The following is an 18719-nucleotide window of genomic DNA, read 5'->3' as shown; positions in this document are numbered from 1 at the left end:
TTAACATCAATGGTGTCTGACACGACGCATTCGCGAGCAGGCTCGCTCCCACATTTGGTTTTGCGGTGTTGCTTATAGCGGTGCGCTGGCGATGCTTACGCCGAGGGTATGACTCGCACCCGGTGCCAACGTCACCACATCATCCATTACATTCGCCGTCTCGATGCACAGCATCCGTTGCCAGCCATCATCGGCCATGTCGCTGAACGCCGCCGCGCGATCAATCCACGGGTTCCAGATCACCGCCGAGCGTGAACCGCTGCTGGTCAGCTCGATACGCCGTTCCCAGGCCGGGTCGACAATGCTCAGCTTCGCCGGGGTATTGAGGTAGATGCGATCGGTCTCGCCGGCAAAACGCAGGTCGCTGGTCTGAGTCTTGGTTTTCCAGTCTTCCAGCGTCTCGATGTACTTCAAGCCATCCAGCCCATCAACATGCACATTGCGCACATCGCTGACCGCGAAATAGCTGTGCAGCGCCTGGCTGATCGTGACTTTTTCCGAGCCCTGGTTGTGGCTGGTCAGGCTGATGTGCAGTTGCTCATCCAGACGAATGCTCAACTTCAAATCCACCTGATGCGGCCAGCCGGGGAAGCCGCCATCGGGGTAGGGCAGGACGAATTCAACCTTCAGGCTTTCACCTTCGGTTTCGATGCCGCCCAGTTCCCAGTCCATCGCCCGTACAAAACCGTGGGCACTCGGCGGTTCGTTGCTGACGCGCATCGCCTGAACGCTTTGCGGGTTGCGCGCAAGGTTGCCGAACCATGGCCAGCACACCGGCACGCCGGCGCGGATGTTCTTGCCGGTCTTGAACACAGCCTCATCGTTGAGCCAGATCAGCGGCGGTTGGCCGGCCAATTGATAACTGAGGATGTGCGCACCTTGCTGGGCGACCAGCAATTCGGCCTGACCGTGGCGGATGCGCCAGCAGTTCAGTTCATCCAGCTTCACGGCTTCAACGTTGGGCGTGCTCATGGGGCAATTCTCGATCAGGAACAATGACTGCAATGGACCGCAAAACGCTCGCCGTGTTTAACGTGCGCGTGGCGGAACCGAACGAGTGCGACCGCTGCCGTCGATGGCCACGAACACAAACACGGCTTCAGTCACTTTACGCCACTCGCTGGACAGTGGGTCGTCGCTCCAGACCTCGACCATCATCTGAATCGAGCTGCGGCCGATTTCCAGCGCCTGGGTATAGAAGGAGAGCTGAGCGCCCACCGCCACCGGAACCAGGAACGCCATACGGTCGATCGCCACGGTCGCCACGCGTCCGCCCGCGACTTTGCTGGCCATTGCGGTGCCGGCCAAATCCATCTGCGCCACCAGCCAGCCGCCGAAAATATCGCCGAAACCGTTGGTTTCACGCGGAAGCGCGGTGATTTGCAGGGCCAGGTCGCCTTGCGGGATTGGATCTTCTTGTTCGAGCTCTATCATTCCGGGGGTGCCTCTGACCCGTGACTCTTCATTGGTACTTCAGGTGAATAGCCGTCTCAGAAAAAACGATTCAGCCCCGAACATACTACGTTCGTCACGTTTTTCGTAAGGCGCCTAAAGGGAAACTCTGCGAAATCGACTGGTAGGCCAGCAGCGTCTTCGCACAGCAACCCTTTCAAACTGTTGCAAGATCCCGAGTATATCGGTCGGTAGACTCCGAGACGACCGTCCGGTTCTCATTTTGACCGTCAAATACGCACCTCTATGTGCTTTTTCGAACAATTTGCTATCGTGCCGGACCTGCCCAAGCCTCCGCCAGCGTTGTTGAGGTTGCAGATCCGACTATAAGAGAAGCCTTGCCATGACCACAGCGCCCTCGAGCATCGCGCAGCCGACCCAGCCCGCACGTCCGTTGACCCGCAATGACTACAAGACTTTATCGCTGTCCGCCCTTGGCGGTGCGCTGGAGTTCTACGACTTCATCATCTTCGTGTTTTTCGCCACGGTGGTCGGCAAGCTGTTCTTCCCGGCCGACATGCCCGAGTGGCTGCGCCTGATGCAGACCTTCGGCATCTTCGCCGCCGGTTACCTGGCGCGTCCGCTGGGCGGCATTGTGATGGCGCACTTCGGCGACCTGCTGGGTCGCAAGAAGATGTTCACCCTGAGTATTTTCATGATGGCGGTGCCGACCCTGATCATGGGTTTGCTGCCAACGTACGCGCAAATCGGCATGTGGGCACCGATCCTGTTGCTGCTGATGCGCGTGATTCAGGGCGCAGCGATTGGCGGTGAAGTGCCCGGCGCGTGGGTCTTCGTTTCCGAACACGTGCCGCAGCGGCACATCGGCTACGCCTGCGGCACCCTGACGAGCGGTCTGACGGCGGGGATCCTTCTGGGTTCGCTGGTCGCCACCGCGATCAACAGCATTTACACCCCGGTGGAAGTGTCCGATTACGCCTGGCGGATCCCGTTCCTGCTCGGTGGCGTGTTTGGCCTGTTCTCGGTTTACCTGCGCCGCTGGCTGCACGAAACCCCTGTTTTCGCTGAGCTGCAACTGCGCAAGGCCCTGGCCGAAGAAGTGCCGCTGCGTGCCGTATTGCGCGACCATCGCGGCGCGATCGCGATTTCCATGCTGCTGACCTGGTTGCTGTCCGCCGGCATCATCGTGGTCATCCTGATGACCCCGACCGTGCTGCAGACGGTTTACCACTTCGCACCGACCACCGCGTTGCAGGCCAACAGCCTGGCGATTGTGTTCCTGAGCCTGGGTTGTGTGGCTTCCGGCGCATTGGCTGACCGCTTCGGCGCGGGCCGGGTGTTCGTGTTCGGCAGTGCCGCGCTGCTGATCAGTTCGTGGACCTTCTATCACAGCCTGTTCAACCACCCGGACTGGCTGTTCCCGATGTATTCCCTGACCGGTCTGTTGGTCGGCACCATTGGTGCGGTGCCGTACGTGATGGTCAAAGCCTTTCCAGCAGTGGTGCGCTTCAGCGGGCTGTCGTTCTCCTACAACCTGGCCTATGCGATTTTCGGTGGCCTGACGCCGATGGTGGTGACGTTGCTGCTGAAGGAAAGCCCGATGGGGCCTGCGTATTACGTGGCGATCATTTGTGGCGTCGGGATTGTGGTTGGCGGTTATCTCTGGAAGAAGGGTCGCTAGTACAGGCCCCATCGCCGGCAAGCCGGCTCCTACAGTTGATCGTTGTCGTTACACAACCCTTGTAGGAGCCGGCTTGCCGGCGATGAACGATAACGCGGAATCACTTTGAAACACGGAATACTGGCCTTTCATCCAATTGTCATATTTCAGCCATAGAGTGTTCACACGGCCTGCTGATACTTGGCCCCGACTAACACACTCTATCTGCTAGGAGTAAGGCATGAAACTGAAGCGTTTGATGGCGGCAATGACTTTTGTCGCTGCTGGCGTTGCGACTGCCAACGCGTTCGCCGCTGTTGACCCTGCTATCCCGAGCTACACCAAGACCACTGGTGTGTCGGGCAACCTGTCCAGCGTCGGCTCCGATACCCTGGCCAACCTCATGACCCTGTGGGCTGAGAACTACAAAAAAGAATACCCGAACGTAAACATCCAGATTCAGGCCGCTGGCTCCGCCACTGCGCCACCTGCGCTGACTGAAGGCACCTCCAACCTGGGCCCGATGAGCCGCAAGATGAAGGACACCGAACTGGCTGCCTTCGAGCAGAAGTACGGCTACAAGCCAACCGCTATCCCGGTTGCCGTGGACGCCCTGGCCGTCTTCGTTCACAAAGACAACCCTATCCAGCACCTGACCATGGAACAAGTCGACGCGATCTTCTCGTCCACTCGTCTGTGCGGCGCTAAAACCGACGTGAAAACCTGGGGTGACCTGGGTGTGACCGGCGACCTGGCCAACAAGCCGGTTCAACTGTTCGGTCGTAACTCGGTATCCGGCACCTACGGCTACTTCAAAGAAGAAGCCCTGTGCAAAGGCGACTACAAGCCAAACGTCAACGAACAACCAGGTTCGGCTTCGGTCGTGCAGTCGATCAGCTCCTCGCTGAACGGCATCGGTTACTCGGGCATCGGCTACAAGACCGCTAGCGTGAAGACTGTGGCCCTGGCCAAGAAAGGCAGCCAGGACTTCATCGAAGACACCGAAGAAAACGCCCTGAACGGCAAATACCCGCTGTCGCGTTTCCTCTACGTTTACGTCAACAAAGCCCCGAACAAGCCTCTGGCCCCGCTGGAAGCCGAGTTCGTGAAACTGGTTCTGTCCAAACAGGGCCAGGAAGTTGTAGTGAAAGACGGCTACATCCCACTGCCGGCCAAAGTTGCTGCAAAAGCACTGGCTGACCTGGGTCTTGCGGAAGGCGGCGCTGAAGTCGCAAAAAAGTAAAACCTTAGGTCCGGGTTGATCCCGGACCTGTAGGAGCAAAGCTTGCTCGCGAACGCGGTGGGTCAGTCGACATTGATACTGAATGTGACGCCCATTCGCGGGCAAGCCTCGCTCCTACAAGGCTCAGGGTTGCCATTTCCGGCGACCCGGCCTCCCCAAATTTTTGATCCACTGCCAGTTCCCGCTGGCGGCGGATTTGTTGCGTCACTGCATTGTCATCTTTCTGTCATACAGGATCGCTAGGGTGTGCGCATGAATGATCTGGCCAATTCCACCATGACTACAAATCCCCCCAAGCGAATTGATTTCAATACGCCTGAGTTGCAACGCAAGCGCCGCATCCGCGCGCTCAAAGATCGCCTGACCCGCTGGTACGTCCTCGTTGGCGGCCTTGCCGTTCTCGGCGCGATCACGCTGATCTTCTTCTTCCTTGCCTATGTCGTCCTGCCCCTGTTCCAGGGTGCCGACCTGACCGCCAAGGAATCCATCACGCCCGCCTGGATGCAGGACGCCGGCAAGCCGTTGATGATCTCCCTGGAAGAGCAGAACCAGGTCGCCATGCGGGTTTCCGACAAAGGGCAGGCACTGTTTTTCGACATCGACAGTGGCGCTGAACTCAAGCGCGTCGATCTGCCGGTTCCGGCCGGCGCTACCGTGACCTCCATCGGCGAAGACCAACCGGGCCATCCATTGGTGGCGGTTGGCTTCTCCAATGGCCAGGCGCTGGTGTTCCGTCACACCTATAAAGTCAGCTACCCGGACGGCAAGAAGACCATCTCGCCGGCCGTCGAATATCCATACGGCGAAACCCCGATTGCGCTGAACGAGGCGGGCGGTGCGCTGGAGCATGTCAGCCTCAATGCCACCGATTCGACCCTGATGCTGGTCGGTTCCACCGGTTCGCAACTCAATGTCCTGTCGCTGACCAGCGAAGAGAACATGATGACCGGCGAAATCACCAACGAGCAGAAACGCATTGATCTGCCGCAGATGACCGAGCCGGTGAAGAACATCTTCGTCGACCCGCGTCAGCAGTGGCTGTATGTGATTAACGGTCGTGCGCAAGCCGACGTGTTCAGCCTGCGCGACAAGAGCCTCAACGGTCGCTACAAGCTGCTCGAAAACGGCGAAGCCGAGATCACCGCCAGCACCCAACTGGTGGGCGGTATCTCGCTGATCCTCGGCGACTCCAAAGGTGGCCTGGCCCAGTGGTTCATGGCTCGCGACCCGGATGGCGAACTGCGCCTGAAGCAGATCCGCACCTTCCAGATGGGCACCACGCCAATCGTTGAAATCACTGCCGAAGAGCGTCGCAAAGGCTTCATCGCCCTCGACGCATCCGGCAAGCTCGGCGTATTCCACAGCACCGCGCACCGCACCTTGCTGGTGGATCAGGTCGTGGAAGGCCAGGGCCTGTTCGGTCTGTCGCCACGGGCCAACCGCGTGATCGTGGAAGCCGGCGGCAAGATTCAACCGCTGCTGCTCGACAACCCGCACCCGGAAGTGTCGTGGAGCGCGCTGTGGAGCAAGGTCTGGTACGAGAACTACGACGAGCCTAAATACGTCTGGCAATCGACCGCCGCCAACACCGATTTCGAACCGAAGCTGAGTTTGTCTCCGCTGACCTTCGGCACCCTGAAAGCCGCGTTCTACGCCATGCTGCTGGCCGCGCCACTGGCCGTCGCTGCGGCGATCTACACCGCGTACTTCATGGCCCCGGGCATGCGCCGCAAGGTCAAGCCGGTGATCGAGCTGATGGAAGCGATGCCGACGGTGATCCTCGGTTTCTTCGCCGGTCTGTTCCTCGCACCGTATGTAGAAGGGCATTTGCCGGGCATCTTCAGCCTGCTGATGCTCTTGCCGATCGGCATTCTGGTGGCCGGCTTCGTCTTCAGCCGCCTGCCTGAATCGATCCGCCTGAAAGTGCCGGACGGTTGGGAAAGCGCGATTCTGATCCCGGTGATCCTGTTCGTGGGCTGGCTCTCGCTGTACATGAGCCCGTTCATGGAGAACTGGTTCTTCGGCGGCGACATGCGCATGTGGATCTCCCACGACCTGGGCATCACCTACGACCAGCGCAACGCACTGGTGGTCGGGCTGGCCATGGGCTTCGCGGTGATCCCGAACATCTACTCCATCGCCGAAGACGCCGTGTTCAGCGTGCCGCGTGGCCTGACCCTCGGTTCCCTGGCCCTCGGTGCCACGCCGTGGCAGACCATGACCCGCGTGGTAATCCTCACCGCCAGCCCGGGCATCTTCTCGGCGCTGATGATCGGCATGGGCCGCGCGGTCGGTGAAACCATGATCGTGCTGATGGCCACCGGTAACACCCCGGTCATGGAAATGAACCTGTTCGAAGGTCTGCGAACGCTGGCCGCCAACGTCGCAGTGGAAATGCCCGAATCGGAAGTCGGCGGCAGCCACTACCGCGTGCTGTTCCTCTCGGCGCTGGTGCTGCTGTTGTTCACCTTCGTCATGAACACCCTCGCAGAACTGATTCGTCAGCGTCTGCGCAAGAAATACTCGTCGCTTTAAGAAAGGTAGAAGTCTGTGAAACAGAACTCCCTGAATGGATGGTTCAAGAGCGGCGCCCCCGGCGTCTGGATCAGCGGTGGCGCGGTGTCCATCGCGGTCATCATGACCATTGGCCTGCTGGCGGTGATTGCCGTGCGCGGTCTGGGTCACTTCTGGCCGGCGGATTTGATTCACGCCAGCTACGACGTGCCGGGCCAGGCCAATCACCTGGTCATCGGCGAAGTGGTACAGAAAGAAGAAGTGCCGCGTGCGCGCCTGAAAAGCGCCGGGCTGCCGGTGCCTGACGAAGGCCCGGAGTTCATGACCCGCGAGCTGATCAAGGTCGGCAACCGTGACTTGAACGGCAACGACTTCACCTGGATCGTCGGCGAGTGGCTGACCAACCAGAAGACGCCACCTGAGCTGATGGCCATCGAGCGTCGTGAGTGGGGCAACTTCTACGGCTACCTGGTCAACGTCAAACAGGATGGCAAGGTCATCGCCGAAGGCGAAGCCGCGTGGCCTGAGTTGCAGGCCCGTGTGGCCCGCGTCAACCAGCTCGCCTCTCAGCTCAAGACCCTGGAAAAAGTCGACATCGGCGCGATCAACTCAGGCCTCGAACGCATCCGTCTGCACGGTCGCAAACTGGAACTGGCCGGTAAGCTCGATGCCACCGCGCAAGCGGACATGGAATCCGAGCGCGCCGAGCTGAACGCACGTTATCAGGACATCGAAGCACGCCTGAACGACCTGCACGCCCAGTTCAATCGCGACAGCCTGACGGCCCGCGACGCCAACGGCAAAGAGATTGAAATCGGCATCGGCAAAGTGGTTCACGCCTATCAGCCGAACGCCATGGGCACGATGACCAAGATCGGTTTCTACTTCAGCAAGGTCTGGGAATTCCTCAGCGACGACCCGCGTGAAGCGAACACCGAGGGCGGGATTTTCCCGGCCATCTTCGGCACCGTGATGATGACCCTGATCATGGCGATGATCGTGACCCCGTTCGGCGTACTGGCGGCGGTTTACCTGCGTGAATACGCCAAGCAGAACACGCTGACGCGGATTATCCGCATCGCCGTGAACAACCTGGCGGGCGTTCCGGCGATCGTTTATGGCGTGTTCGGTCTGGGCTTCTTCGTTTACGTGCTGGGCGGCTCGGTCGACCGGTTGTTCTTCCCAGAAGCGCTGCCGGCACCGACCTTCGGTACGCCGGGTCTGCTCTGGGCTTCGTTGACCCTGGCGCTGCTGGCGGTGCCGGTGGTGATCGTAGCCACCGAAGAAGGCCTGGCGCGGATTCCTCGCACCGTGCGTGAAGGCTCGTTGGCCCTCGGCGCGACCAAGGCGGAAACCCTGTGGAAGATCGTGCTGCCGATGGCCAGCCCGGCAATGATGACTGGCATGATCCTCGCCGTGGCTCGCGCCGCCGGTGAAGTGGCGCCGCTGATGCTGGTGGGTGTGGTGAAACTGGCGCCGTCGCTGCCGCTGGATGGCAACTACCCGTACCTGCACCTTGACCAGAAGATCATGCACTTGGGCTTCCATATTTATGACGTCGGCTTCCAGAGCCCGAACGTCGAAGCCGCACGACCGCTGGTGTACGCCACCGCGTTGCTGCTGGTGCTGGTGATCGCGACATTGAACCTGTCGGCCGTTTATATCCGTAACCACCTGCGCGAGAAATACAAAGCGCTGGATAGCTAATCAACTGTAGGAGCCGGCTTGCTGGCGATGGCATCACCGCGGTGAGACTGCGGGACCGAGTTGCCTGCATCGCCAGCAAGCCGGCTCCTACAAAAGAATTGTGTAACCGCAGGCCCGGCCTGCGGCCCCGAACCGAATTTGTCAGCACAGGGAGCTTCCCATGCAGCACGAAACACATACCCACGGCATCAACATGTCTGCCCTGGGCCGCGACAAACAGAGCCTGAGCCTTGCGCAGGAAACCGTGGCCATTGAAGTGCCGGGCCTGAGCCTGTTCTACGGCGACAAACAAGCGCTGTACGACGTCAGCATGAACATTCCGAAACAGCGCGTGACCGCCTTCATCGGCCCGTCCGGCTGCGGCAAGTCCACGCTGCTGCGCACCTTCAACCGCATGAACGACCTGGTTGACGGCTGCCGCGTAGAAGGTGAAATCAACCTCTACGGCAACAACATCTACCGCAAGGGCGAAGACGTGGCCGAGCTGCGTCGTCGTGTCGGCATGGTGTTCCAGAAGCCGAACCCGTTCCCGAAAACCATTTACGAAAACGTGGTTTACGGTCTGCGCATCCAGGGCATCAACAAAAAGCGCGTCCTCGACGAAGCCGTCGAGTGGGCGTTGAAAGGCGCGGCACTGTGGGACGAAGTCAAAGACCGTCTGCATGAATCGGCACTCGGCCTCTCCGGTGGTCAACAGCAACGTCTGGTGATCGCGCGCACCATCGCCGTGGAACCGGAAGTGCTGCTGCTCGACGAACCGTGCTCGGCACTCGACCCGATCTCGACGCTGAAAGTCGAAGAGCTGATCTACGAACTGAAATCGAAATTCACCATCGTCATCGTGACCCACAACATGCAACAGGCCGCGCGGGTTTCCGACTACACGGCGTTCATGTACATGGGCAAACTGGTGGAATTCGGCGACACCGACACCCTGTTCACCAATCCGGCGAAGAAGCAGACCGAAGACTACATCACTGGTCGCTACGGCTAGGAAGCTGTTGTTGCTCACTGAACTGACGCTGCGGTCCACCGCACCTTACCGGACGCTCCAAGGACGCCAACATGATTAGCAAAGAAGGCCTTACCCATCACATCTCCCAGCAGTTCAACGCTGAGCTCGAGGAAGTGCGCAGCCACCTCCTGGCCATGGGCGGGCTGGTCGAGAAACAGGTCAACGACGCGGTCACCGCGCTGATCGAGGCCGACTCTGGCCTGGCCCAGCAAGTGCGCGAGATCGACGACCAGATCAACCAGATGGAACGCAACATCGACGAAGAATGCCTGCGCATTCTGGCCCGTCGTCAGCCGGCCGCGTCCGACTTGCGTCTGATCATCAGCATCTCCAAGTCGGTGATCGACCTTGAGCGCATCGGTGACGAAGCAACCAAGATCGCCCGTCGCGCCATCCAGTTGTGTGAAGAAGGCGAAGCCCCGCGCGGCTACGTCGAGGTGCGCCACATCGGCGACCAGGTGCGCAACATGGTTCGCGATGCACTGGACGCGTTTGCCCGTTTCGACGCCGACCTGGCGTTGTCGGTGGCGCAGTACGACAAGATCATCGACCGCGAATACAAGACCGCCCTGCGTGAGCTCGCCACCTACATGATGGAAGACCCGCGCTCTATCTCGCGGGTCTTGAGCATCATCTGGGTGCTGCGTTCGCTGGAGCGCATCGGCGACCACGCGCGCAATATTTCCGAGCTGGTGATTTATCTGGTGCGCGGCACCGACGTGCGTCACCTGGGCCTCAAGCGCATGAAAGAAGAAGTTGAAGGCACAAGTGGTGAAACCGCTAATGTTCCGGGCAAAGTTGACGATAAGTAAGATTGCCCAAGTAAAGCGCCCGGCCTTTTGGCCGGGCGTTTTTGTTTACGGGTTTGTGAATTTGAATGCAGCACCCGCGAACGAAAAGTCCCGGCGTGACTGAAGGTTTATGGCGATGTGCCATCAGTAAAGCGGTATGCTTGCCGGGATTTTTTAAAGGGGTGATGGATGAGTAAGGTCAGTGTATTGGTCGTGGATGATGCGTCGTTCATTCGTGACCTGGTGAAGAAGTGCCTGCGCAACTACTTCCCGGGGATCCGGATCGAAGACGCGGTCAACGGCAAGAAGGCTCAGGCCTTGCTGGCGCGGGAAGCGTTCGATCTGGTCCTGTGCGACTGGGAAATGCCGGAAATGTCCGGCCTGGAACTGCTGACCTGGTGCCGCGAGCAGGACAACCTCAAGACCATGCCCTTCGTCATGGTGACCAGCCGTGGCGACAAAGAGAACGTCGTCCAGGCAATTCAGGCCGGTGTATCCGGCTACGTCAGCAAGCCGTTCACCAACGAACAACTGCTGACCAAGGTCAAGCAGGCGCTGAACAAGGTCGGCAAGCTCGACACCTTGATGAACAGCGCGCCGACCAAAATGAACTCGGCGTTCGGCAATGATTCCTTGAGCGCGTTGACCGGCGGCAAGCCTGCCATAGCCAGCGTTGCACCTGCTGCTGCACCGATTGCCCGACCTGCCGCCGCTGCACCAGCGCCAGCACCCGCGGCGGCTGCCCCGTCCCGTGGCCTGCTCAACAGCCCGCCGGTAAAGGCGCCGGCGGCGTCTGCAGCGCCTACCGGTGGTCGTGGCCAAGGCCAATTGCGCCTGCCCAATGGCATTCAGCAATGCGTGATCAAGGCGTTGAGCCTCAAGGAAGCGCTGCTGGTGGTCAAACGCAGCGAAGCCCTGCCGCAAGTGCTCGACAGCGCCGTGCTCGATCTGGAGCAGGGCGACAACGCTGAAGTCGCCCGCCTGAACGGTTACCTGCACGCCATCGTCGCCCACGAGCAGAAACCCGACAGCGAATGGCTGCAACTGACGTTCCGCTTTGTCGACCAGGATGCGCAGAAACTGGATTACATCTCCCGTTTGATAGCACGTGGTACGGCGCAGAAGCATTTCGTTCCAGGCGCTTAAGTCTCACGTCGTCCGATAGTCCGCCTTCGCGAGCAAGCCCGCTCCCACATTGGAATGCATTCCCCTGTGGGAGCGGGCTTGCTCGCGAAGGGGCCATCACATACACCGCACATCTGCGCAACAGCCCATTTTGAAACATCTGCCGACTACCCGGGTCCATTGCAGCTGCTAGGCTCATCCCCAGGCCTTACTCGACAGAATCCTGCCCATGCTCGCGCGCCTGCTGTTTTGCTGTGGTCTGTTCATGGCGTCCTCTACGGCCATGGCCATGACCATCTACAAATCCACCGATGCCAATGGCGTGGTCTCCTACAGCGACCGCCCCACGAAAGGCTCCAAGGTGTTCACTTTTCGTGATCGCATGGTCGAGCACCTTGAGCGTCAGGTGTACCTCGTCATCACCAAGAAAAACGGCGTGGACAGTGTGTACGTGCGCAACGACCTGTACGCGCCGGTACAGATCGAGTTGAGTTTCGCCGGGCTACAGAACGTCAGCGGTGCGCCGAGCCGGCCGATTCGCCGGGTCATGCCGGCGCGCAGCAGCATTCGTCTGGCGCTGCTCACGGCGACGCGGGCTGAAAGGCCGCTCGCGTACACCCCCAGATTTGAATACTTCCTGGGTGATCCCTCAGGCGCCGCCATGGCCTATCGATACCCGTTCCCCTGGCGCGGTGGGCCGTTTCGGCTGAGCCAGGGCGCCAATGGCCAATACAGCCACTTCGGCCCCAAGAATCGCTACGCCATGGATATCGCGATGCCTGAGGGCACGCCGATCATTGCCGCGCGGGGCGGGGTAGTGGTGAAAACCGAGAATGCCCAGACCGGGCGCGGCAACGATCCGTCAGGCAATTTCGTGCGGGTGCTGCACGATGACGGGACGATGGGCGTGTACTTGCACCTCAAGCGGGGTTCGGTGAGTGTTCGCGAGGGGCAGCGGGTGTCGGTGGGCAGTCCGCTGGCGCTGTCGGGCAACACCGGCAACAGCAGCGGGCCGCACCTGCATTTCGTGGTGCAGCGCAATACGGGGATGGGGCTGGTGTCGATTCCGTACCAGTTCAATCAACCGGTGGGGGCATTGCCCAACTTTGCGTTGGGCAAACAATGATGCGTTGCCTGGACTGACGCCTTCGCGAGCAGGCTCGCTCCCACATTGGAATGCGTTTCCCTGTGGGAGCGAGCCTGCTCGCGATGGGATCGATGCGGTTCCGGATCAGCCGATCAATCCAGCATCAACACCTTGGCCAAAATAATCTTCGGCCCTTTCATCTTCTTGATGATGATCCGCAAACCTTCAACTTCCAGCACCTCTTCCTCTTCCGGCACCCGTTTCAGGGATTCATACACCAGACCGGCGAGGGTTTCGGCTTCGACGTGGTCCAGGTCAATGCCCAGCAGGCGCTCGACCTTGAACAGTGGCGTATCACCGCGAACCAGCAACTTGCCCGGCTGATACGCGAGGATCCCGCGCTCGGCCTTGCGGTGTTCGTCCTGAATGTCGCCGACCAGCACTTCCAGCACGTCTTCCATGGTCAGGTAACCGATGACATTGCCATCGGCCTCTTCGACCAGTGCGAAGTGCGAGCCGCCTTTGCGGAACTGTTCCAGCAACTGCGACAGCGGCATATGGCGCGACACGCGTTCCAGCGGTCGGGTCAGCTCAGCCAGGTTGAACGACTCGGGAATGTGGTCCAGCGCGGCCAGTTCCAGCAGCAGGTCCTTGATGTGCAGCAGGCCGACGAACTCCTGACGATCGCTGTCGTACACCGGATAACGGCTGAACTTGTGGCGACGGAACATCGCCAGGATTTCCTTGAGCGGCGCGTTGAACTCCAGCGTCACCAGGTCTTCGCGGGAGTTGGCCCAGTCGACCACTTCCAGCTCGCCCATTTCCACCGCCGAGGCCAATACGCGCATGCCTTGGTCGCTCGGGTCCTGGCCACGGCTGGAGTGCAGGATCAGTTTCAGTTCTTCACGGCTGTAATGGTGCTCGTGATGGGGGCCGGGTTCACCCTGGCCAGCAATGCGCAGGATGGTGTTGGCGCTGGCGTTGAGCAGGTAAATCGCCGGGTACATCGCCCAATAGAACAGGTACAGCGGCACGGCCGTCCACAGCGACAGCAATTCGGGTTTGCGGATGGCCCAGGATTTCGGCGCCAGTTCACCCACCACGATGTGCAGGTACGAGATGACAAAGAACGCGGCGAAGAACGACACGGCCTTGATCACTTCGGCCGACTGCACGCCGACGGCTTCCAGCAGCGGTTCGAGGATGTGCGCGAACGCCGGTTCACCGACCCAGCCAAGGCCGAGGGAGGCGAGGGTGATACCCAATTGGCAGGCCGACAGGTAGGCATCGAGCTGACTGTGAACGGTGCGCAGGATGTGCCCGCGCCAGCCGTTTTTATCAGCGATGGCCTCGACCCGGGTCGAGCGCAGTTTGACCATGGCAAATTCCGCCGCAACGAAAAATCCGTTGAGCAACACCAGGATCAGAGCAAAAAGAATCATGCCGAAGTCGGCAAAGAGTGTTGCGAGGGTCAAGCCAGGGGAAGGGTCCATGATGGAGTTTTGCGGGTTCCGTGTATTCGAAAAGGGGGTCAATGCGGTGCCTGAAGGGCAGGCACAAGTCAGCCAATGTAGCGGCTGACCGGGTGCTTGCCTAGTGGCGAATGCTGGCCGGTATCAGTCGGCCGTGCTGATGACCCGGGATTTGGTGACCTGGGCTGGCGCGAAATGGCAGGTAAACGTACTGCCGTGGCCCGGCACGCTGCTGATTTCCATCCGTGCGCGGTGGCGCAGCAGCACATGTTTGACGATTGCCAGCCCAAGCCCGGTGCCGCCGGTGTTGGAGTTGCGGCTGGAATCGACGCGGTAGAACCGTTCGGTCAGGCGCGGCAGGTGTTTGCTGTCGATACCGATGCCGGAGTCCTGCACGCTCAGGTGCGCGCCTTGCTCGTCAGCCCACCAGCGAATGCGGATATTGCCTTCGGCCGGGGTGTATTTCACCGCGTTGAACACCAGGTTGGAAAACGCACTGCGCAATTCGGCTTCGCTGCCCTTGAGCAGAATCGTCGGATCGGCTTCCAGGGTGATGCGCTGGTTTTTCTGCCCGGACAGTTGCTGAGCGTCGCCCTTGATCGATTGCAGCAAGCCATCGATGGCCACGGGCTGGTTGTCCGACGGGTAATCGGTGGCTTCCAGCTTGGCCAGCAGCAGCAAGTCGTTGAGCAACGTCTGCATGCGCCCGCCTTGCTGCTGCATTTGCTGCAGGGCACGGGTCCAGCGCGGGTTCACGTCATCGACGTTGTCCAGCAGGGTTTCCAGATACCCGCAGATCACCGTCAGCGGCGTGCGCAGTTCGTGGGAAACGTTGGCGATAAAGTCTTTGCGCATCTGTTCCAGCTGATGGATGCGCGTCACGTCGCGCACCAGCATCAAGTGTTCGTTGTTGCCGTAGCGGGTGATGTACAGCTGAATGCGCAGTCGATCGTTGATCGGCGAGGGGATTTCCAGCGGCTCGGCGTAGCTGTCCTGCTCGAAGTATTCCTTGAAGCGCGGATGGCGCACCAGGTTGGTCACCGGCTGGCCACTGTCCTGCGGCGTCTTGAGACCGAGCAGGGTTTCCGCGGCGCGGTTCCACCATTCGAGGTTGCCGTCGGTGTCGAGCATGATCACCGCGTCTTTCAGCGCGGCGGTGGATTCCTGGACCCGGTCGATCACCGCTTGCAGGCGTCCGCGCACGCGTTGGTCGCGGCGTTGCAGGTGATAGATGCTGTCGAACACTTCGCCCCACAGGCCATAGCCATCGGGCGGCGCTTCATCGGGTTTGTGCAGGCGCAGCCACTCGTGCAGACGCAGCAATTGCTTGAGGGTCCAGGCCAGGTAAAGGCCCAGGCCCGCAGCGAGGCTCCAGCCGTAGTAGCCGGTAATCAGGCCGATCACCAGGCAGGCGGTGACCAGTAGCAGCATGTGGCGAATCAGGGTGCCATGCCAGTTTTGGTTCACTTGAACGCGCGTCCTTGTCAGCTTGTCGGGCGGGAAAGGGCTGAATCAGGCTTTGGTGGAAAACCGGTAGCCGGTGCCGCGCACGGTTTGTACCAGATTTTCGTAGGCATCACCGAGGGCTTTGCGCAGGCGACGGATGTGCACGTCTACGGTGCGTTCCTCTACATACACATTGCCGCCCCAGACCTGATCCAGCAACTGGCCACGGGTGTAGGCGCGTTCCTGGTGGGTCATGAAGAATTGCAGCAAGCGGTATTCGGTCGGGCCCATCTCGGCGGGTTTGCCGTCGATGGTCACGCGGTGGCTGATCGGGTCCAGCAGCAGGCCGCCGACTTCAATCGGCGCTTCGCCATCGGTTGGGCCGGCGCGGCGCAGCACGGCTTTGAGGCGCGCAACCAGCTCGCGTGGGGAAAACGGTTTGGTGATGTAGTCGTCGGCGCCGACTTCCAGGCCCTGGATCTTGTTGTCCTCTTCGCCCTTGGCGGTGAGCATGATGATCGGGATGTCCCCGGTCAGCTCATCGCGCTTGAGGCGGCGGGCCAGTTCGATACCGGAGGTGCCGGGCAGCATCCAGTCGAGCAGGATCAGGTCCGGTTTGCGGTCGACGATGATCGCGTGGGCCTGTTGCGAATTTTCGGCCTCCAGGCAGTCATAGCCGGCCATTTCCAACGCAACGGCGATCATTTCGCGAATGGGCGCTTCGTCGTCGACGATCAGAATGCTCCTGCCAACCATGCCTTTAATCCTCTTGTCATTTAACTGTCTTGCGCCGCATTAGATAACGGAATTATTGCAGTCGTGTGACAGTATTTTAGTCGCCCGGCGATTGTCATGATCCTGATCTATTCTCTAAGTCCGAACCCTGACAACCACCAAAGAAGGTTTCCATGACTCAATACACGCAATCCCTTAAAGCCCTGATGCTGGCAGCTGCCCTGTCTTTGCCGGCAATGGCCTTCGCGGCTGAGCCTGTGATGATGAAAGACGGTGTGATGGCGGACCACAAGGGCATGACGTTGTACACGTTCGACAAGGACACCACCGCCGGCAAGTCTGTGTGCACTGGTGAGTGTGCGGAATACTGGCCAGCGTTCAAGGCGGAAGCGGGCGCCAAGGCCGAAGGTGACTGGACAATCGTCAAGCGTGACGATGGCACGATGCAGTGGGCCTACAAGGGCAAACCGCTGTACTACTTCAAGAAGGACGCGAAACCGGGAGACAAGGCCGGTGACAAAATGAAGGACGTCTGGCACGTCATCACCAACTCCGGACCGAAGATGTAAACACCCTCTGTAGGAGCTGGCTTGCCAGCGATGGACGTAAACGTTGATGCGTGTTGTCTGGATAAACGCGTCGCCTTCACGTTCATCGCGAGCAGGCTCGCTCCCACAGTTTCATGTGTGGTTCACCGCACCGCGTAATCCAAAACAATCCCCACAAAAATCGCCAACCCCGCCCAATGGTTGTGCAAAAACGCCTTGAAGCAGCGCATCCGGTCCTTGCCACGGGTGTACCAGAACTCCCACGCAAAACAGCTCGCCGCCGCCAGCAATCCCAGGTGGAACCAGCCACCCAGCTCAAACTTCGACCCGGCCAGCAACAGGCAACCCAACGCCAACCCCTGCAGGGTCAGAATGATCACCCGGTCCGCCTCGCCAAACAGAATCGCGGTGGATTTCACCCCGATCTTCAAGTCGTCGTCGCGATCAGTCATCGCGTAATAGGTGTCATAACCCACCGTCCACAGCAGGTTGGCGATCCACAGCAACCACGCCGCCGCGGGCAGTTCGCCGGTTTCGGCGGTGAACGCCATCGGCATCCCCCAGGAAAACGCCGCGCCCAGCACCACTTGCGGGTAATAGGTGTAGCGCTTCATGAACGGGTAAGTGAAGGCCAGCGCCAAACCGCCGAACGACAACCACACCGTCGCCGCATTGGTGCACAACACCAGTAGGAAACTCACGCCCATCAGCAATGCAAAGAACACCAGCGCTTCTTTGGAGCTGATCTTGCCGCTCGGCAGCGGGCGCTGTTCGGTGCGTTTCACATGGCCATCGACCTTGCGGTCCGCCCAGTCGTTGATCACGCAACCGCCGGCGCGGGTCAGCACCACGCCGAGCACGAAGATCACCACGTTGGCCAGCGACGGCGAACCTTTACCGGCAATCCACAGCGCCCACAGCGTCGGCCACAGCAGCAGGTAAATGCCGATGGGTTTGTCCATGCGCGTCAGCTGAATGAAATCCCAGGCCCGAGGGTTCAAGCGGTTCAGGGACTTGAGCAGGCTCTGGTACATCAGCAGTTCTCCGGATGGGCGCGGGTGGCGTGCCACAAGGTCGGCAGGAAAATCTCGGCCACCAGCACGCTCAAGGCGCCACGGTCGAAGCGCGAACGACGGCCCCACAATTCAGGTGCCCGGCACTCCACCGGCAGCCACTCCCGAGGATAGTGACAAACCTCGATGGCGCGACGCTGAAACGCCTGATCGCAAAACAGCAACTCGCCCAGCGAGCGGCTGCCCAACTCGTCCATGTGCAACCCGTCGCCCTGCAACGCGCTGCGTGCCGCCACACTGCGGGCGAACACCCAGGCTTCACCGTGGCCGCGCAGATACACCTCGCGCACCCAGCCTTCACTGTCTTCGGCCAGGTCCAGTGCCGCACATTCGTCCGCGCGCAGCGGTTGCCAGCCTTCGAACAACGGCGTGACGCTGAAGCGGTCATTCGACAGACGGGTCAGCCGTCGGGTCAGCGAACCTTCGTCGAACAACCAGTCGAGGGTAGACGTGTCGGGGAGCGGCGAAAGTCGACTTTGGGGAAGCCAGAAAGGAGGTTTTGAGTGCGGCACAGTGAGTCATTATTGGCAGCAAATGAGGCGGCGAGCTTACCATGTCGGTCGGTGATTTTGATTGATCCAGCACGCCGTTGCGTCGAACAGGCTTGCATCTGCCGGGCCCGATCAGTACAAAACGCCCTGAGCCGGACGGCAGCGCTGCAACCATCGACCGTTCGCGCCGGCAATAAGCCTGAATCCTGAGGATGTACCTGAATGAAAAAGTGGCAATGTGTGGTCTGCGGCCTGATCTACAACGAAGCCGACGGCTGGCCGGATGACGGCATTGCGCCGGGCACCCTGTGGCAAGACGTGCCGGAAGACTGGCTGTGCCCGGACTGCGGCGTCGGCAAGATGGATTTCGAAATGATCGAAATCAACTAAGACATTTAG

The 18719-nt window shown here is 60.2% G+C and carries 17 protein-coding genes; 10 read left to right on the top strand and 7 right to left on the bottom strand.

The features are described 5' to 3' along the window. Positions 1-72: 72 nt before the first annotated feature. A complete protein-coding gene (locus tag PMI32_RS11610) occupies positions 73-972 on the bottom strand; it encodes a D-hexose-6-phosphate mutarotase (protein WP_008030704.1) in 900 nt (299 codons plus the stop codon). Between the two features lie 57 nt (positions 973-1029). Then, positions 1030-1434: an acyl-CoA thioesterase gene (locus PMI32_RS11615; protein ID WP_007896491.1), complete on the bottom strand. Its 405-nt coding sequence runs from the start codon at positions 1432-1434 to the stop codon at positions 1030-1032. Between the two features lie 361 nt (positions 1435-1795). Here PMI32_RS11615 and PMI32_RS11620 point away from each other — a divergent pair, with 361 nt between their 5' ends. The 8 genes from PMI32_RS11620 (at position 1796) to PMI32_RS11655 (ending at position 12594) form a co-directional block, all read left to right on the top strand. Then, on the top strand, positions 1796-3094 hold the full coding sequence (locus PMI32_RS11620; protein WP_008030702.1) for an MFS transporter: 1299 nt from the start codon (positions 1796-1798) through the stop codon (positions 3092-3094). Between the two features lie 220 nt (positions 3095-3314). Continuing rightward, the gene (locus tag PMI32_RS11625; RefSeq protein WP_008030701.1) at positions 3315-4316 is read left to right on the top strand and encodes a phosphate ABC transporter substrate-binding protein PstS; all 1002 of its coding nucleotides are present in this window, start codon (positions 3315-3317) and stop codon (positions 4314-4316) included. Between the two features lie 252 nt (positions 4317-4568). Beyond that, the gene (locus PMI32_RS11630) at positions 4569-6851 is read left to right on the top strand and encodes an ABC transporter permease family protein (protein ID WP_008030700.1); all 2283 of its coding nucleotides are present in this window, start codon (positions 4569-4571) and stop codon (positions 6849-6851) included. Between the two features lie 15 nt (positions 6852-6866). Then, the gene (pstA, locus tag PMI32_RS11635; RefSeq protein WP_008030699.1) at positions 6867-8537 is read left to right on the top strand and encodes a phosphate ABC transporter permease PstA; all 1671 of its coding nucleotides are present in this window, start codon (positions 6867-6869) and stop codon (positions 8535-8537) included. 160 nt (positions 8538-8697) lie between these two features. Then, positions 8698-9531, top strand: a complete 834-nt coding sequence (gene pstB, locus PMI32_RS11640; protein WP_008030698.1) for a phosphate ABC transporter ATP-binding protein PstB — start codon at positions 8698-8700, stop codon at positions 9529-9531. A gap of 71 nt (positions 9532-9602) precedes the next feature. Further along, positions 9603-10364: a phosphate signaling complex protein PhoU gene (gene phoU / locus PMI32_RS11645; protein WP_008030696.1), complete on the top strand. Its 762-nt coding sequence runs from the start codon at positions 9603-9605 to the stop codon at positions 10362-10364. A gap of 168 nt (positions 10365-10532) precedes the next feature. After that, positions 10533-11489: a response regulator gene (locus PMI32_RS11650; protein WP_008030695.1), complete on the top strand. Its 957-nt coding sequence runs from the start codon at positions 10533-10535 to the stop codon at positions 11487-11489. 208 nt (positions 11490-11697) lie between these two features. After that, positions 11698-12594 (top strand): peptidoglycan DD-metalloendopeptidase family protein, encoded by an 897-nt coding sequence (locus PMI32_RS11655; protein ID WP_008030694.1) that lies wholly within the window; start codon positions 11698-11700, stop codon positions 12592-12594. Positions 12595-12707: 113 nt separating this feature from the next. Here PMI32_RS11655 and PMI32_RS11660 read toward each other — a convergent pair whose 3' ends face one another. The 3 genes from PMI32_RS11660 to phoB all read right to left on the bottom strand — a co-directional run bounded on the left by PMI32_RS11660 (position 12708) and on the right by phoB (position 16229). Beyond that, the gene (locus PMI32_RS11660; RefSeq protein WP_008030693.1) at positions 12708-14048 is read right to left on the bottom strand and encodes a hemolysin family protein; all 1341 of its coding nucleotides are present in this window, start codon (positions 14046-14048) and stop codon (positions 12708-12710) included. A 123-nt stretch (positions 14049-14171) separates the two neighbouring features. Next, a complete protein-coding gene (gene phoR, locus PMI32_RS11665) occupies positions 14172-15458 on the bottom strand; it encodes a phosphate regulon sensor histidine kinase PhoR (RefSeq protein ID WP_230427582.1) in 1287 nt (428 codons plus the stop codon). Positions 15459-15539: 81 nt separating this feature from the next. Beyond that, a complete protein-coding gene (gene phoB, locus PMI32_RS11670) occupies positions 15540-16229 on the bottom strand; it encodes a phosphate regulon transcriptional regulator PhoB (protein ID WP_007896474.1) in 690 nt (229 codons plus the stop codon). Positions 16230-16381: 152 nt separating this feature from the next. Here phoB and PMI32_RS11675 point away from each other — a divergent pair, with 152 nt between their 5' ends. Beyond that, entirely contained in the window at positions 16382-16777 is a 396-nt protein-coding gene (locus PMI32_RS11675) for a COG4315 family predicted lipoprotein (RefSeq protein WP_008030691.1), read from the top strand. A gap of 122 nt (positions 16778-16899) precedes the next feature. On the opposite strand, the gene ubiA is transcribed toward PMI32_RS11675, so the two are convergent. Both ubiA and PMI32_RS11685 read right to left on the bottom strand, forming a co-directional pair. Further along, positions 16900-17790, bottom strand: a complete 891-nt coding sequence (ubiA, locus tag PMI32_RS11680) for a 4-hydroxybenzoate octaprenyltransferase (RefSeq protein ID WP_008030688.1) — start codon at positions 17788-17790, stop codon at positions 16900-16902. After that, positions 17790-18341, bottom strand: a complete 552-nt coding sequence (locus PMI32_RS11685; protein ID WP_008030685.1) for a chorismate--pyruvate lyase family protein — start codon at positions 18339-18341, stop codon at positions 17790-17792. The genes ubiA and PMI32_RS11685 overlap by 1 nt, the downstream gene beginning before the upstream one ends. Before the next feature lie 201 nt (positions 18342-18542). On the opposite strand from PMI32_RS11685, the gene PMI32_RS11690 reads away from it, so the two are divergent. Continuing rightward, entirely contained in the window at positions 18543-18710 is a 168-nt protein-coding gene (locus tag PMI32_RS11690; RefSeq protein WP_007954349.1) for a rubredoxin, read from the top strand. The last annotated feature ends 9 nt before the right edge of the window (positions 18711-18719 follow it).

Origin of the sequence: Pseudomonas sp. GM60 (assembly GCF_000282415.1) — a bacterium.
Taxonomy (GTDB): Bacteria; Pseudomonadota; Gammaproteobacteria; order Pseudomonadales; family Pseudomonadaceae; genus Aquipseudomonas; species Aquipseudomonas migulae.
Note: the sequence above shows the minus strand (reverse complement) of the source record. Positions and strands in the feature narration are given on the sequence as shown.

Excerpts from the sequence above, each read along its gene's own strand:
- PMI32_RS11610 (WP_008030704.1), bottom strand. The coding sequence starts at position 972 with ATGAGCACGCCCAACGTTGAAGCCGTGAAGCTGGATGAACTGAACTGC.
- PMI32_RS11615 (WP_007896491.1), bottom strand. The coding sequence starts at position 1,434 with ATGATAGAGCTCGAACAAGAAGATCCAATCCCGCAAGGCGACCTGGCC.
- PMI32_RS11620 (WP_008030702.1), top strand. The coding sequence starts at position 1,796 with ATGACCACAGCGCCCTCGAGCATCGCGCAGCCGACCCAGCCCGCACGT.
- PMI32_RS11625 (WP_008030701.1), top strand. The coding sequence starts at position 3,315 with ATGAAACTGAAGCGTTTGATGGCGGCAATGACTTTTGTCGCTGCTGGC.
- PMI32_RS11630 (WP_008030700.1), top strand. The coding sequence starts at position 4,569 with ATGAATGATCTGGCCAATTCCACCATGACTACAAATCCCCCCAAGCGA.
- pstB (WP_008030698.1), top strand. The coding sequence starts at position 8,698 with ATGCAGCACGAAACACATACCCACGGCATCAACATGTCTGCCCTGGGC.
- phoU (WP_008030696.1), top strand. The coding sequence starts at position 9,603 with ATGATTAGCAAAGAAGGCCTTACCCATCACATCTCCCAGCAGTTCAAC.
- PMI32_RS11650 (WP_008030695.1), top strand. The coding sequence starts at position 10,533 with ATGAGTAAGGTCAGTGTATTGGTCGTGGATGATGCGTCGTTCATTCGT.
- PMI32_RS11655 (WP_008030694.1), top strand. The coding sequence starts at position 11,698 with ATGCTCGCGCGCCTGCTGTTTTGCTGTGGTCTGTTCATGGCGTCCTCT.
- PMI32_RS11660 (WP_008030693.1), bottom strand. The coding sequence starts at position 14,048 with ATGGACCCTTCCCCTGGCTTGACCCTCGCAACACTCTTTGCCGACTTC.
- phoR (WP_230427582.1), bottom strand. The coding sequence starts at position 15,458 with ATGCTGCTACTGGTCACCGCCTGCCTGGTGATCGGCCTGATTACCGGC.
- phoB (WP_007896474.1), bottom strand. The coding sequence starts at position 16,229 with ATGGTTGGCAGGAGCATTCTGATCGTCGACGACGAAGCGCCCATTCGC.
- PMI32_RS11675 (WP_008030691.1), top strand. The coding sequence starts at position 16,382 with ATGACTCAATACACGCAATCCCTTAAAGCCCTGATGCTGGCAGCTGCC.
- ubiA (WP_008030688.1), bottom strand. The coding sequence starts at position 17,790 with ATGTACCAGAGCCTGCTCAAGTCCCTGAACCGCTTGAACCCTCGGGCC.
- PMI32_RS11690 (WP_007954349.1), top strand. The coding sequence starts at position 18,543 with ATGAAAAAGTGGCAATGTGTGGTCTGCGGCCTGATCTACAACGAAGCC.